This is a genomic window from Paraburkholderia phytofirmans, from assembly GCF_046028095.1.
Lineage (GTDB): Bacteria > Pseudomonadota > Gammaproteobacteria > Burkholderiales > Burkholderiaceae > Paraburkholderia > Paraburkholderia phytofirmans_A.
The window spans coordinates 1-13,828 of sequence record NZ_JAQQDJ010000010.1 but is presented as its reverse complement, the minus strand read 5'-3'; the positions used below and the strand labels follow the sequence as shown (position 1 = coordinate 13,828).

At 63.4% G+C, this 13,828-nt stretch carries 13 protein-coding genes; 8 read left to right on the top strand and 5 right to left on the bottom strand.

From position 1 onward, the window contains the following. Positions 1-65: 65 nt before the first annotated feature. Both PQR54_RS25565 and PQR54_RS25560 read right to left on the bottom strand, forming a co-directional pair. Positions 66-332: a double-stranded DNA-specific endonuclease gene (locus PQR54_RS25565; protein WP_074763386.1), complete on the bottom strand. Its 267-nt coding sequence runs from the start codon at positions 330-332 to the stop codon at positions 66-68. 156 nt (positions 333-488) lie between these two features. After that, a complete protein-coding gene (locus tag PQR54_RS25560) occupies positions 489-2,180 on the bottom strand; it encodes a sensor domain-containing diguanylate cyclase (protein ID WP_408250563.1) in 1,692 nt (563 codons plus the stop codon). Between the two features lie 709 nt (positions 2,181-2,889). Here PQR54_RS25560 and PQR54_RS25555 point away from each other — a divergent pair. Both PQR54_RS25555 and PQR54_RS25550 read left to right on the top strand, forming a co-directional pair. Next, positions 2,890-4,641 carry an ABC transporter permease gene (locus tag PQR54_RS25555; RefSeq protein WP_408250561.1) on the top strand — a complete coding sequence of 584 codons (1,752 nt, stop codon included), beginning with the start codon at positions 2,890-2,892 and terminating at the stop codon, positions 4,639-4,641. A gap of 20 nt (positions 4,642-4,661) precedes the next feature. Then, entirely contained in the window at positions 4,662-6,008 is a 1,347-nt protein-coding gene (locus tag PQR54_RS25550; RefSeq protein ID WP_408250559.1) for an ABC transporter ATP-binding protein, read from the top strand. A gap of 110 nt (positions 6,009-6,118) precedes the next feature. On the opposite strand, the gene PQR54_RS25545 is transcribed toward PQR54_RS25550, so the two are convergent. The 3 genes from PQR54_RS25545 to PQR54_RS25535 all read right to left on the bottom strand — a co-directional run bounded on the left by PQR54_RS25545 (position 6,119) and on the right by PQR54_RS25535 (position 8,684). After that, positions 6,119-6,688: a hypothetical protein gene (locus PQR54_RS25545; RefSeq protein ID WP_408250558.1), complete on the bottom strand. Its 570-nt coding sequence runs from the start codon at positions 6,686-6,688 to the stop codon at positions 6,119-6,121. Next, entirely contained in the window at positions 6,685-7,263 is a 579-nt protein-coding gene (locus tag PQR54_RS25540; RefSeq protein ID WP_408250556.1) for a hypothetical protein, read from the bottom strand. Before PQR54_RS25540 ends, PQR54_RS25545 begins: the two co-directional genes overlap by 4 nt. A 362-nt stretch (positions 7,264-7,625) precedes the next feature. Then, positions 7,626-8,684: a sigma-54 interaction domain-containing protein gene (locus PQR54_RS25535; RefSeq protein WP_408250555.1), complete on the bottom strand. Its 1,059-nt coding sequence runs from the start codon at positions 8,682-8,684 to the stop codon at positions 7,626-7,628. Positions 8,685-9,055: 371 nt separating this feature from the next. Here PQR54_RS25535 and PQR54_RS25530 point away from each other — a divergent pair, with 371 nt between their 5' ends. The 6 genes from PQR54_RS25530 (at position 9,056) to otsA (ending at position 13,794) form a co-directional block, all read left to right on the top strand. Further along, on the top strand, positions 9,056-9,373 hold the full coding sequence (locus tag PQR54_RS25530; RefSeq protein WP_408251024.1) for an ElaB/YgaM/YqjD family protein: 318 nt from the start codon (positions 9,056-9,058) through the stop codon (positions 9,371-9,373). A gap of 44 nt (positions 9,374-9,417) precedes the next feature. Then, a complete protein-coding gene (locus tag PQR54_RS25525) occupies positions 9,418-9,693 on the top strand; it encodes a hypothetical protein (protein ID WP_408250553.1) in 276 nt (91 codons plus the stop codon). Positions 9,694-9,998: 305 nt separating this feature from the next. Beyond that, positions 9,999-11,399 carry a sigma-54-dependent transcriptional regulator gene (locus tag PQR54_RS25520; RefSeq protein WP_408250551.1) on the top strand — a complete coding sequence of 467 codons (1,401 nt, stop codon included), beginning with the start codon at positions 9,999-10,001 and terminating at the stop codon, positions 11,397-11,399. Positions 11,400-11,505: 106 nt separating this feature from the next. Next, positions 11,506-11,781: a hypothetical protein gene (locus PQR54_RS25515; protein WP_408250549.1), complete on the top strand. Its 276-nt coding sequence runs from the start codon at positions 11,506-11,508 to the stop codon at positions 11,779-11,781. A 151-nt stretch (positions 11,782-11,932) separates the two neighbouring features. Beyond that, entirely contained in the window at positions 11,933-12,145 is a 213-nt protein-coding gene (locus PQR54_RS25510; RefSeq protein WP_012432178.1) for a hypothetical protein, read from the top strand. Positions 12,146-12,357: 212 nt separating this feature from the next. Next, positions 12,358-13,794 (top strand): alpha,alpha-trehalose-phosphate synthase (UDP-forming), encoded by a 1,437-nt coding sequence (gene otsA / locus PQR54_RS25505; protein ID WP_012432179.1) that lies wholly within the window; start codon positions 12,358-12,360, stop codon positions 13,792-13,794. Positions 13,795-13,828 lie beyond the last annotated feature (34 nt).

The window sequence follows — 13,828 nt, the reverse complement described above, 5'->3', positions numbered from 1 at the left end:
GCAGCCTGTGCCGCGTCTTGAGATCCGAACGCAAGATCCGGAAGACGCGGCCGGCAGCCGGCGCGCTAGTCAGAAAACAACGTATTCAGCGCATTCGCCGCGTCGCTATCCACCGTATTCCACGTCACCGTTTCGGCTTCGAAAATATAGTGCGTGGTGTATTTGCCGAGACGCGCCAGGATCTCTTCCTGAATCAGTTCCGGCGCGACGGCCAGTTTCAGATACCACGCGGTAGATGACAGGCGCGTCTGGAACGCGCCGTATTCAGCCAGCAGATGGTCGAACGCGTCAGCATCCTGATCGCGGCAGACGATGACCAAATTTCCCTTCATGCGAATCTCCCGTTAAAGCGGTAGCGGCAACCCCGATATCAGGGTCGATGATACCTGCTTCGTCAGGGATGCCCGAGGGCGGTTCTTGCCTTGCGTCAGCTTGCGGACTGTTTTGCGCACGGTTCGAGACGCCGGTGTTGGCGTCTGCCGGGCGTATTACCAGACGTTGGCCACCGTGCGAGCAGGCGGCGCGGTGTCGTCGGGCGGCAAGGCCTCGGTGCGGTCGCGGCCGCCCGATTTCGCCGCGTAGAGCGCCATGTCGGCGCGGCTCATGATCCGCTCGGGCAGATCGTCGGGCGAGAGTTCGGTAATGCCGATGCTCACGCTCAAGCCCACCGATGGCGGCAACTTCGGCGAAGGGATGGCTTTCAGGCGCAGCCGCAAGCGTTCGACGACTTCGTGGCCGCCGGCGAGATCCGTGGCCGGCAGCAGCAGACCGAACTCTTCGCCGCCCAGGCGGCCGATCGCGTCGGCGCCGCGCAGTTCGGCGCGGCAGGTGTCGACGAAATGTTCGAGCGCGCGGTCGCCGGCCGCGTGGCCGAAGCGGTCGTTGATCTGCTTGAAGTGGTCGAGGTCGGCGATCGCCATGCACAACGGTTCGTTGCCCGCATGCGCGCGTTCGATCTCATGGCGCAGCAGGTCGAGGAAGTAGCGCCGCGACAGCGCGCCGGTCAGCGCGTCGTGGCGCGCCTCGGCCGACAGCAGCGTGTTGGCGGATTGCAATTGTTCCGCGAGATCGCGCGTGGCGCGATGGTGGCGCCGCTCGCGCACATACGACACGGTGATCACCCACGCCAGCGCGACCGTGCCGGCCAGCGTCAGAAACACCAGCAAATGATCGCGCTTGTGATTGCGCAGCAGTTCCGGCCAGGCCACGAGCGGATCGACCAGATGCGCCGACAATCCCGAGTTCAGGCCGCCGCGCGTCTGATAGAGCGACGGCACGGGCCGGTCGGACATGCCGAACAGTTGCCCGGCCACGGCGGACGGCACCCACGGCGCCTGTTCCCGTACTTGCGAGTCCACGCTGATATGGATGTCGGGCATCGTGTCGCGCAGATAAATAGTCTTGCGCTCGGCCGGCGTCATTTGCGTGACGCGCGAGTTCGGCAGTGCGCGGCCTTCGAGTTCGCTGTTGTGCGCCATGATGATGACGCCGTTGTCGTCGGCGACGAAGGTGCCGGCGTGCGCGACCCAGTGGCGCAGCCGCGCGATGCCGACCTTGGCGACGACCACGCCGACCAGCAGGCCGTCCGCATAAGCCGGCGCGGCGATGAAGATACCGGGCTCGCCGCTCGAGCGGCCGACGCCATAGGCCTCGGAGAACGCACCGAGCAGCGCGTTCGTCAGATAGCCGCGCACGCGCATGTCGGTGCCGACGAAAGAGCGCTCGGCCGCGAGCGGATTATTGATGGAGTTGCTCGAGGCGACGCAGACGCCGTTGGCGTTGACGAGCCAGATCTGGTCGAGCCCGGAGAAGCCTTGCGCGTCGTGCAGGAAATTGCTCACGGCGGTCATCCGCGCGTCTTTCAGCAAGGCGGCGCGCAGCACGGGTTCCGTCACTTCACTCTTCACGGCATAATTCTGGGATTGCACCAGAGCACGCTGGACCACGTCCATTTCGGCCATGGTGGCGGGGATGGCGCGAGACATCGCAAGGTCGCTGGCGATCACCTCCGCCATGTTGTCCACGATCGAGGTGGACATTTGCCGCTGCGCACGCAGGGCTGCGTCCAGCTCTTGCTGTACCATCCGGTCCGCAACCATGCCGGCCACGAACCAGCAAACCAGGACGATCAGCATGAAGCTGACCGGCCCGGTTGCCTGGCGCAAGGTTGTCCTGTTCATCGACCCTCTGATCCGTCTGGCTGTGACATGCAACTAGCTCAATCGTGGCAGCGCGCTCGCGCAGATTCACCGCTGTGGAAGCGGTCGGCAATACGCCGTCGCTGTGGCCCGGGATAAACCGATAACAGGCGTCGTCTCCTGATTTTAACCGTCATGGGGCCAGACGCCACCGTTATTGCGGGAATGCGAACTGCGTCCACCGCGCCCATCAGGTTCTTAACGGCAGCCCGGCCGGATTCTTGACGGTTGTTCGGGTTTGTCCGGTGAGTTTCTGGCTATCGCGGCAGCCGCAGCGGGGATCGACGATGCGGCTGCCGCGCCACGATAAAAGATCGGCGGCACGCCCGGCGCATACTGACCCAAGGGCGTTGAAAGCGGGTTCTCCGCTATTTATCGCTATTTGCCGCGAAAGGTTGTGCCTGAAACATAGGATGGTGTAGTGTCGTGCCGTCCAAAACAAGGAAAGCTCGCCAGCCCTTACGGGCGGCGCCTGCGGCGACAGGAGTCTGGCTTGACGGTTGCGGTCCTGGGCGCTTCGTCCACGACACACCCGTCACCGGTTCAAGTGTCTCCAACGCTAACGATTTACCGCGCCCACGCGTTTTGCCATGCCTGATTTCCGCTTTCCGGACCGATCTTCAGACCGCCGCGCCGAAGCCGCGGCCTCCTTGCTGTTCTTGAACGCCTGGTTCGACGGGGAGGGTATCTGATGGACTTCAGCTTCAATCTGAAGCGCACCGCCAATGCATCGGCATGGCGGGTGCTGCCCAATCGTTGGGACTTCGTCGCCTTCCCGCTGATCATCTGTGTGATCGCCATGGCGGCGATCGGCTTTCACGAGACCTTGGCGCCCATGTCGACGCTCAAGACTCAAGCCATCTCGCTCGACCCGGCGAACCTGCCTGAATATGCGATGCGCACCACGCTGCGCATGCTCGCGGCCATGGTCGCCTCGCTGATCTTCACATTGGTATACGGCACGTTGGCCGCCAAGAGCCGGCGCGCCGGTCTTGTGCTGGTGCCGATTCTCGACATCCTGCAGTCGGTGCCGGTGCTGGGCTACATTTCGTTTACGGTCACCTTCTTTCTGGCGCTGTTCCCGGGCCGCGTGCTCGGCGCCGAACTCGCAGCGATCTTCGCGATCTTCACGAGCCAGGCGTGGAACATGACGTTCAGCTTCTATCAGTCGCTGCGCACGGTGCCGCGCGATCTGGACGAAGTCTCGCGCGGCTTTCACCTGACTTCATGGCAGCGCTTCTGGAAGCTGGAAGTCCCGTTCTCGATGCCGGGCCTCATCTGGAACATGATGATGTCGATGTCGGGCGGCTGGTTCTTCGTGGTCGCCTCCGAGGCGATCACGGTCGGCAACAGAACGATCATCCTGCCGGGCATCGGCGCCTATCTCGCGCAGGCGATCTCGGACAAGAACCTGCACGCGATCGGCTGGGTGATCCTCGCCATGACGGTCGTGATTCTCGCCTACGACCAGTTCCTGTTCCGTCCGCTCGTCGCGTGGGCCGACAAGTTCCGCATGGAAAACACCAGTTCGGGTGACGCGCCGGAATCGTGGCTGCTCGATCTGATTCGCCGCACCCGCCTGATCCACCGCTTGCTGGTGCCGCTCGGCTGGATGTTCGCCAAGGCCGCGCGCGTGCCGTTCCGGCTGCCGGCGTTCCAGGGGCCGCGCTTCCAGATCCCGCAGATGCAGAAGAGTTCGCGCGTCGGCGATATCGTGTGGGCAACGCTGGTGCTGCTCGCGACCGTCTATGTGGTGTATCGCGTCGTGATCTATGTGCGCACCGGCGTGTCGCTGGATGAAGTCTGGCACGTGTTCGTGCTCGGGCTGATCACGCTGCTGCGGGTGGTGGTGCTGATCGCGATCGCCTCTGTGATCTGGGTGCCGGTCGGCGTGCTGATCGGCTTGCGCCCGGCGCTTGCCGAGAAGTTTCAGCCGCTCGCGCAGTTTCTCGCCGCGTTCCCGGCCAATCTGCTGTTCCCGGTGTTCGTGATCGCGATCGTGCGCTTCCATCTGAACCCGGACATCTGGCTCTCGCCGCTGATCGTGCTCGGCACGCAGTGGTATATCCTGTTCAACGTGATTGCCGGCGCGACGTCGTATCCGAACGACTATCGCGAGGCGGCCAAGAACTTCCACATCCGCGGCTGGCAATGGTGGCGCCAGGCGATTCTGCCGGGCATTTTCCCGTACTACGTCACGGGCGCGATCACGGCGTCGGGCGGCGCGTGGAATGCCAGCATCGTCGCGGAATTCGTGCAGTGGGGCGATACCAAGGTGGCCGCGCACGGATTGGGCTCCTATATCGCGCAGTCCACCGCCGCGGGCGACTATCCGAAGATCATCGTGGGCATTGCCGTGATGTCCCTGTTCGTGACCCTGTTCAACCGCCTGCTGTGGCGTCCGATGTACGCCTACGCCGAAGCCAAGCTCCGGCTCGATTGAAGAAATGAAGGCAAAACGCGATGCAAAATCCTAAAGCTGCTATGACCGCCGCGCCGATCCAGACGCCGCCGAAGCCGCCGCGCCTCGGCGAAGAGATCCTGCGCGTCAAGGACGTGTGCCGAGGGTTCAACAAGTCGCAGGGCGAACTGCTCGTCCTCGACGACGCGAACCTGTCGCTGCGCGAAGGCGAGATCGTCGGATTGCTGGGCCGTTCGGGCTCGGGCAAGTCGACGCTGTTGCGCATTATCGCCGGTCTGATCGAGCCGACCGACGGCGAAGTCACCTATATGGGCAAGCCGCTCGACGGCCCCGCCAAGGGTGTCGCGATGGTGTTCCAGACGTTCGCGCTGTTCCCGTGGCTGACCGTGCTGCAAAACGTGGAAGCCGGTCTCGAAGCGCAAGGCGTCGGCGCGAGCGAACGGCGCACGCGCGCGCTGGCGGCGATCGACCTGATCGGTCTGGACGGTTTCGAAAACGCCTACCCGCGCGAGCTGTCGGGCGGCATGCGCCAGCGCGTCGGCTTTGCACGCGCGCTGGTGGTCGACCCCACGCTGCTGCTGATGGACGAGCCGTTTTCCGCGCTCGACGTGCTGACCGCCGAAACGCTGCGTACCGACCTGCTCGATCTGTGGACGCAAGGCCGCATGCCGATCAAGGCCGTGCTGATCGTCACGCACAACATCGAGGAGGCGGTGTTCATGTGCGACCGCATTCTGGTGTTGTCGTCGAACCCGGGACGCGTGATCGCCGAGATCAAGGTGCCGTTCAAGCATCCGCGCAACCGCCTCGATCCGGCGTTCCGCAAGCTGGTGGACGACATCTACGCGAAGATGACCGCGCGTCAGACCGACGAAAAGACCAAGAAGGGCCTCGAGCTGCACAGCTGGCTGCCGCATGTGTCGACCAACCTGATGGCCGGTTTGATCGAAACGCTGGCCGCCGCGCCGTACCACGGCCGCGCGGACATGCCGGAAATCGCGCGCTCGCTGCACCTGGAGGTCGACGATCTGTTCCCGGTGGCCGAAGTGCTGCAGCATCTCGGTTTCGCGGATATCCGCGAAGGCGACATTTTCCTGACGCCGCCGGCGCGTGTGTTCGCCGAGTTCGGCACGCAGGAACGCAAGATGATGTTCGCCGAACATCTGCTGCGGCACGTGCCGCTCGCCGCGCGAATCAAGAAGGTGCTCAACGAACGGCCGGGGCATCGCGCGCCGCGCGTGCGCTTCGAGCAGGAGCTGGAGGATTTTCTGTCGGACAGCGCCGCGGAAGAGACGCTCGACGCGGTCATCAACTGGGGCCGTTATGGCGAGATCTTCTCGTACAACGACCAGACGGAAATCTTCAGCTTGGAAGACGTAGAGTCTTAAGCGCGTGGCAGTTGGGTGAGAGTTGCGCGTGTGCGTTGATTAAGACGCGCAAAGCCAGCGCAAAGCAAAAACGGCAGGGGCGACCCTGCCGTTTTTTCATTGCCGTGCAGTTATTGCAGACTGCCCCAGCGCGTGACGGCCGGTTCCGCGGACGCCCACTTCCAGCCCTTGTCCTGCTGACACGCGCTCGCCGTGTACCAGTCCTCATGCGCGTTCGGGCCGTCGCCGTCCTGCACCGAGAAGACGAATTCCTTGCAGAGCGCGAGGGCCGAACCGAACGCGCGCGTCACGCGCACCTGGCCGTGGCCATTCTCGATCGGCAACGTGTGCTTGACCGCCCACGGGCGCGTCTCGCCAACCGGCATGGCGCCCGCCAACGCGGCGATCATGTTCTGCTGATCGGTGTGCATGGTGCGCATGTAGCGGCCGACGGCCTCGTCGGTCGCGGCCTGCACAGCGATGCCGACGCCGATGCCGATGGCCGGATTGGATGTCACCAGCCCGGACGCGACGCCCGCAGCCGCGCCGCTCGCCGCGCCGACCGACGAGCAGCCGCTCGTCAGCACGCTTGCGCCGACGCACAGCGCGCCGGCCAGCACGAGCCGCAGCCGGTTGCCGGACCAGACAGCGAGGCGAGGGCGGCGCGCCGTGAGGGCAGCCGTGTGCGAACGCGCCGTCATTGCAACGCGCCCCAACGTTCGGTGGCGGGTTCGGCAGATGCCCACTTCCAGTTGTCGCCGTCGCGGCAAATCGATGCCACGTAAAACGCGCTGCTTGCCGGCACGTTCTTGGTGGCCGCCTGATCGACGGAGAAGACGATTTCCTTGCAGTCGAGCGCGCCCGCGCTGATCGTGCGGCTGACGGTGACGCGGCCATGCTCGTCGTCTTCGATCGGCATCGAATGGGTCACGCTCCACGGCGCGATTGCGCCGACCTCGAGCGGACCGGCAATTTTGGCGATGCCGTCCTGCGTATTCGTGTGAACCACGCGCTCCGAATACTGCACGCCGGCGCGTGCCGCGGCCACTGCGCCGAGACCGATGCCGGTCGCAACGGCCGCGTTGCTGGTGACTTTCGCCGCGAGCGCGGCGCCTGCGATACCGGCGCCGGCGGTGGCGCCTTCCGAATAGAGCGAGCTACAGCCGCTCAGCGCCGACGAGATCGCCACAGCAAGAACAACGAGTGCCGTTGCATTGGGACGTCCACGCCCGGCTGTTCGTTTTGCCCATTCGGCCCACACCATACTTTTTTGCATTTCCCTGTCTCTGCTCCTGCAAGTGCCTTTCGTTCGTGCTCGAATAACCGCCGTGCGAACGAGTAACACGCGTTCCCCACCTAGCAATGCGTGTGCCGCATTTTGCAGGATGCTATTTGTAATTGGCAGAGGGAAAATGCAAGCAATTGCAAAAGATGATGCGAGATAAAGGGGTTTCTGTTGGGCAGAGCCCAATTTTGATTGGCGGTGCGAACGGATTCGATCGACGGTTCAAGGCGCACGAAGCGAGTTTTTTTGCAGCGGCCGGGTAGCCGCTGAAGCCCGCATGCGCCCGATCATTGAAGCACGCGACGCAAGCACTCCCGCAGCTCCCTCGCATGAGTGCCGCGCGCGGCATGAGTTTATTGCTCGGGTTCGTCTTCGGCGCTTTCGTCGCCGTAAGCGCTCAAGCGGTTGTACAAGGTTTTGAGACTCACGCCGAGCGCTTTGGCCGCGCGCCGTTTGTCGCCGCCGCAATATTTGAGCGTGCCGAGAATGATCTGCTTTTGCGCGTCGGCGAGCGGCGTGCCGATCCACACGCTCATCGCGTCGCCCTGCGTCATCGGCTTTTTCACGCGCGACGCAAGATGCGGATGCGGCAACTCCACGATCTTCTCCGCGAGAATGAACGCGCGATATACCGCGTTCTTCAACTCGCGCACGTTGCCCGGCCATGACCAGGTGCGCAGCGTTTCGATCGAGCGCTTGCTGAAACTTTTGCTCGTGCCTTCCTGCTGATTCAGCAGCGCGAGGAAGTGTTGCGCGAGCAGTTCGCGGTCGTTCTCGCGCTCGCGCAGCGGCGGCGCGCGCAGCGGAAAAACCGCGAGCCGGTACATGAGGTCTTCACGCAGGCCGTTTTCCTTGACCGCGATTGCGGGGTCGCGATTGGTCGCGGCGATCACGCGCACGTTGCCGCTGATCAGGTCGTTGCCGCCGACGCGATAGAACGTGCCGGTTTCCAGCGCACGCAGCAGCTTGACCTGGCGCACCGGCGCCATCTCGGTAATTTCGTCGAGGAAGAGCGTGCCGCCGTTCGCGTGTTCAAAGTAGCCGACGCGGCCCTGGACCGCGCCCGTGAAGCTGCCTTTCTCGTGGCCGAACAGTTCGGCTTCGATGAGTTCGTCGGGAATCGCGCCGCAATTCACGGCGACGAACGGTGCATCCTTGCGGTTGCTTTGATCGTGAATCGTGCGGGCAATCAGCTCCTTGCCCGTGCCCGATTCGCCGATGATCAGCGCGGTCGCGTCAGTACCCGCGACGCGCTCGATCTGTTGATACAGATCAAGCATCACCGGCGACGAGCCATACAGCAAGCCGTACGATTTGAGTCCCACGATGCCGTCCGCGACGCGCTGCTTCGCCATTGCCGAAGCATTACCTCCGCCGGAGACGGTGGGCGAGGCGAGGTCGATTGACGCCATAAACGGGGGTCCTGTGCAAATGAGTTTGTTGTTACGGCGCGCAGGCCTGGAACGAGATTAACCAGCAAGGCCGCTATCTCTCAAACATCGATTTAACCACTTTGGCACCGTTTTCGGCAAACGATCTACAGGTTGAAAAGTACAATTGCGCACGTTCGGTCGAAAGTGCCTGGCTTGGCGTTTGCTTGCGGCGCGCAAGGCAAACTTACCGGGCACGGCGTTTGCAATTCCGATCCGACACGCGTGTGCTTTTTCGTGCGATTGCATAGCATATGTTGCATGACAGCAGCGATCGCCGTTCGCCAATTTGCAGCGTTATGCGCACTCGCCGGAATGCTCACGCCACGCCGAACTCAGACCAGGAGTGAATGATGACTGACACCACGCAACAGCTTGCACTCGGCGGCCAGAAGATTGTCGAGGATCTGCGGGTGCTGCTGAAGGACTCGGAAGAAATGCTGCGGCTTGCCGCCAACGTGCCGGGCGAGGGCGTCGGCGCCTTGCGCGACAAACTCGGCACGCATGTCGAAACCCTGCAATCGGCACTCGGCGATGCGCAGCAGAACGCGCAGCGGCGCTATCGCGCCGCCACCGTCAATACCGAACGCTACGTGCGGCAGAACCCGTGGCGTTCGATTGGCATTGCGGCGGGCGTCGGCTTTGTACTCGGCGTGTTGACCGCGCGCTGAGGCGCATCCCAGATTCAATCCGCTTCATATCAAAGGAGTTCACGATGGCACGACCCAAAATCGGCATCTTCAGCGCACTGATGGCGCTCGGCGGCTTTCTGGCAGTGCGCTACGTGCAGCAGCGCAACCGCGCCGCGCAAGTCCCCGTGACGCGCGAGTTGGGCCGTTGGGAAAACGAGGGCGGCGCGGTCGCGGCACCGTCTGCGCCGACGACCAATCAGGCGACCGCCGCGGGCGATACGAGCCCGAGCGCGCATGGCGCCAACGGCTCCGCTTACCCGAACGGCAACGGCGGCGCTTGGCCATTTCCACGTAGTTGAGCAGTTTGTCTGCGCGGCATCGCCGGCCCGCCGCAGTGACGGGCGGCGGCCGGCATGCCTTGCTAATATGTCTCCGTAAAGCCGTATAATAGGTAAATAAACAACAATGACGGTTTGGGCGGGTGGGTTTGCCCTCATATTGTTGCAAGATTGAATCAAGTCGTTGGCTTGGCGCATTCGGTTAGCGTTGGTGGGTGCTCACATTGGAGCCCGCGGCAACGGCGAAGCGCAGGTCGGCGGCACGCATTTCAACATGCGCGTTTGCATGTTTTCCCATACCCACGCTTGCAGGCTTTCGAGACGCGATGCCACATGTACTGATTGTCGATGACGATGCCGGTACCCGCGAGGCACTTTCCGCCATCATCGGGGAAGACGGCCTGACCACCGCCACCGCGGGCGATTTGCGCGAAGCGCGCATTCAACTGGTCCGGCAGATGCCGGACGTCGTTTTTACGGACCTGAAGCTGCCAGACGGCAGCGGGGTCGACCTGTTCGAAGATCTGGATCCGCGCTCCGGCGTGGAAGTGATCGTGATTACCGGCCATGCCACGGTGGAGTCCGCCGTCAACGCGCTGAAGATGGGCGCCACCGACTATCTGGTGAAGCCGATCAACATGCAGCGCGTGAAGGCGATTCTTTCGCGCCTGCCGCGCGCCGGCGACCTGAAGGCGGAAATCGGCACGTTGCGCGGCGAGTTGCGCCGCATGGGGCGCTTTGGCCTGATGCTCGGCAATTCGCCGGCCATGCAGGAGGTCTACGACCAGATCGGCCGCGTCGCGCCAACGGCGGCCTCGGTCATGCTGGTGGGCGAGTCGGGCACCGGCAAGGAAGTCGCCGCGCAGACGCTGCACCAGCTCAGCTTGCGCCGCAAGCACGCGTTTCTCGCGGTGAATTGCGGCGCGATCTCGCCGAACCTGATCGAATCGGAAATGTTCGGCCACGAGCGCGGCTCGTTCACCGGCGCGGATCGTCAGCACAAGGGCTATTTCGAGCGCGCGAACGGCGGCACGCTGTTCCTCGACGAAATCACCGAGATGCCGATCGAGTTGCAGGTGAAGCTGCTGCGCGTGCTGGAAACCGGCATGTTCATGCGGGTCGGCACGACCAAGGAAATCGAAACAGACGTGCGCCTGATTGCGGCGACCAACCGCGATCCCGAGCAGGCCGTGCTGGAAGGCAAGCTGCGGCTCGACCTGTACCACCGCTTGAACGTGTTCCCGATCAGCCTCCCGCCGTTGCGCGAGCGTGGCAAGGACGTGGAACTGCTGGCCCAGGCGTTTCTCGACGAACTCAACGAACGCCACAGCACGAAGAAGCATTTCCCCCCGGCCGTGAAGGACATGCTGATGTCCTATCCGTGGCCGGGCAATGTGCGCGAGCTGAAGAACTACGTGCAGCGCGCGCACATCATGTCGGGTACGGACTCGGACAGCACGGCAACGGTGCCGCTGCAGATCACGCTGTCGAAGCCCGCGGCCGGCACGGCGATCACGATTCCATTCGGCACGTCGCTCGCCGAAGCGGACCGTCAGCTGATCCTGGCCACGCTCGAGCAGTGCGGCGGCGTGAAGACGCGAGCCGCCGAGATTCTCGGCATCAGCCTGAAGACGCTGTATAACCGCCTCGTCGAGTACGGTAACGACGCGCGTGAAGACGGCGATGCCGCTGATGAGTCGCGCGCACTGGGCGGTGCGGACGCTTAAACGCCGCCCCCACCGCTGACAAGATAGACGCCATCCAGCCGGGGGCGCATCCGTACGGCACAGGCCTTGCTGCGATCCGATGGAAACGCAAACGAGGATAAATAACATGCCGGACTACGCTGCCGCTCCCGCGCTTCCCCTGCCGATCTACGCTCACCGTCCAGAGCCGATCGAGCCGCCGTCACCGCCTCCGGTTGCGCCGCCGAGTCCCGGCGAGCCCGACACCATCCCCGTTCCAGGTCCCAGTCCCGATCCGAGTCCGCAACCGATCGAACCCATCGAGCCGGTCGCTCCGCCCATTGGCGATCCGCCGCCGCAGCCCACACAAACGCCACAAGCCGGTCAGCGCCAGCCGTCCCAGACGCTACGCATGCAACTCTGACGCGTTCTTGCGTTGCGCCACAGTCTGGCGCAGCGAATTTATGTACTTGTTACAAAGCCGGCGCATCTTTTACCGGCAATTTACCGTGGCGACCCCTAGACTATATGGGTGCCGCGAACCCAGCGGCGGGCTTCCCCTGGAGGCGTGGATCATGAGACATCCAGCACTGCGACGTTCAGCGCGCCATTCGAAGCGCGATTCCCGGCCGGGCGGCAGCAAAGACAGCCCGCCGGAGCAGCACGATCCGGCAGGGCAGAACCGCATTGCGCCCGATGCGCCGCCGGACGGCGAGCACAACCAGGGCGGCGTGCGTCAGGAAGGCCTGGAATACCAGCGCGACCTCGGCTCGGAGCAGGATGCCTGAGCCGATGTGACGGCCGGTAAGTCGCCTTCCGGTTTTGTCATACAAAGCAGAAAAAACTTCTTCGCGGTGAGATGGCGCCGCGTGTTTCTGCTCGTTCGTCACATTTACATACATTTTTATTTCAAGTATCTCTAAAAACGGCACGCGACTTGCATGCACCTTTTCGGCACATATCCGTATGCAACGAAACAACTGAACTAGGTGGAGCACCAATGAGCAGACTGATCGTGGTATCGAATCGTGTCGCGCCGACTCAGGAAGGCCGTCCCGCAGCGGGTGGCCTCGCTATCGGCGTGCTGGACGCGCTGAAGGAAAGCGGCGGGGTCTGGTTCGGCTGGAGCGGCGAGACGGTGAGCGAGCCGAGCGCTCCGGTGATCGAAAAACAAGGCAATGTGACGTACGCGACGGTGGGTCTCACCAAGCGCGACTACGACCAGTACTACCGCGGTTTTTCCAATGCGACGCTGTGGCCGACTTTCCACTATCGCAATGACCTGTCGCGCTACGACCGGCAGGAATACGCGGGCTACCAGCGCGTCAACGCGACGCTGGCAAAGCAGCTCAAGGCGCTGCTCAAACCCGACGACATCATCTGGGTTCACGACTATCACCTGCTGCCGTTCGCCCGCTGCCTGCGCGAACTCGGCGTGAAGAATCCGATCGGCTTCTTCCTGCATATTCCGTTTCCGGTGCCGGAAGTGCTGCGCACGATTCCGCCGCACGAAGAACTGGTCAAGGCCATGTGCAGCTACGACGTGATCGGCTTCCAGACCGATGCGGATCGCCAGTCGTTCGTCGACTTTATCGAGCGCGGCCAGCACGGCACCTCGAGCGAGGACGGCATGGTGCACGCGTATAACCGCTTCCTGAAAGTGGGCGCGTATCCGATCGGGATCTATCCGGACGCAATCGCCAAAGCCGCCGAGCAGTTCACCGACCGCAAGCCGGTGCGCAGCCTGCGCGACGGCATGCGCGGACGCAAGCTGATCATGAGCGTCGACCGCCTCGATTATTCGAAGGGTCTGGTGGAGCGCTTCCAGGCGTTCGAGCGGCTGCTGCTGAACGCACCGGGCTGGCACGGGCGCGTGTCGCTGGTGCAGATCGCGCCGCCGACGCGCGCGGACGTGTCCACCTACCAGCGGATTCGTCAGACGCTCGAGGGCGAAGCGGGCCGCATCAATGGCCGGTTTGCGCAACTCGACTGGACGCCGATCCAATACCTGAACCGCAAATACGAGCGCAATCTGCTGATGGCGCTATTCCGTCAATCGCAGGTCGGCTATGTGACGCCGTTGCGCGACGGCATGAATCTCGTCGCGAAGGAGTATGTTGCTTCGCAGGACCCAGCCGATCCGGGCGTGCTGGTGCTGTCGCAATTTGCCGGCGCCGCCGAGCAACTGCCGGGCGCGCTGGTCGTCAATCCGTTCGATCTGTCGCAGATGGCCGAGGCGCTGGAACGCGCGCTTTCGATGCCGCTCGCCGAGCGTCAGGCGCGCCACGCCGACATGATGGCGCCGATGCGCGAGAACAATTTGTCCGTCTGGCGCGATACCTTCCTGGCGGATCTGCGCAATGTCGCCACGGCATCTTCGGTGACGGCCAAAGCGGTAAAGCTCGCTGACGTGACCGCGTCGTCGTTGCGGGATTGACGGACGCGCGGCTAGCTTTGCAGCCGCGCGTGCT

Bases quoted from the DNA above. Each gene is read 5' to 3' on its own strand.
- PQR54_RS25530 (WP_408251024.1), top strand. From the start codon at position 9,056: ATGACTGACACCACGCAACAGCTTGCACTCGGCGGCCAGAAGATTGTC.
- PQR54_RS25520 (WP_408250551.1), top strand. From the start codon at position 9,999: ATGCCACATGTACTGATTGTCGATGACGATGCCGGTACCCGCGAGGCA.
- PQR54_RS25510 (WP_012432178.1), top strand. From the start codon at position 11,933: ATGAGACATCCAGCACTGCGACGTTCAGCGCGCCATTCGAAGCGCGAT.
- PQR54_RS25515 (WP_408250549.1), top strand. From the start codon at position 11,506: ATGCCGGACTACGCTGCCGCTCCCGCGCTTCCCCTGCCGATCTACGCT.
- PQR54_RS25560 (WP_408250563.1), bottom strand. From the start codon at position 2,180: ATGAACAGGACAACCTTGCGCCAGGCAACCGGGCCGGTCAGCTTCATG.
- PQR54_RS25535 (WP_408250555.1), bottom strand. From the start codon at position 8,684: ATGGCGTCAATCGACCTCGCCTCGCCCACCGTCTCCGGCGGAGGTAAT.
- PQR54_RS25565 (WP_074763386.1), bottom strand. From the start codon at position 332: ATGAAGGGAAATTTGGTCATCGTCTGCCGCGATCAGGATGCTGACGCG.
- PQR54_RS25550 (WP_408250559.1), top strand. From the start codon at position 4,662: ATGCAAAATCCTAAAGCTGCTATGACCGCCGCGCCGATCCAGACGCCG.
- PQR54_RS25545 (WP_408250558.1), bottom strand. From the start codon at position 6,688: ATGACGGCGCGTTCGCACACGGCTGCCCTCACGGCGCGCCGCCCTCGC.
- PQR54_RS25555 (WP_408250561.1), top strand. From the start codon at position 2,890: ATGGACTTCAGCTTCAATCTGAAGCGCACCGCCAATGCATCGGCATGG.
- PQR54_RS25525 (WP_408250553.1), top strand. From the start codon at position 9,418: ATGGCACGACCCAAAATCGGCATCTTCAGCGCACTGATGGCGCTCGGC.
- otsA (WP_012432179.1), top strand. From the start codon at position 12,358: ATGAGCAGACTGATCGTGGTATCGAATCGTGTCGCGCCGACTCAGGAA.
- PQR54_RS25540 (WP_408250556.1), bottom strand. From the start codon at position 7,263: ATGCAAAAAAGTATGGTGTGGGCCGAATGGGCAAAACGAACAGCCGGG.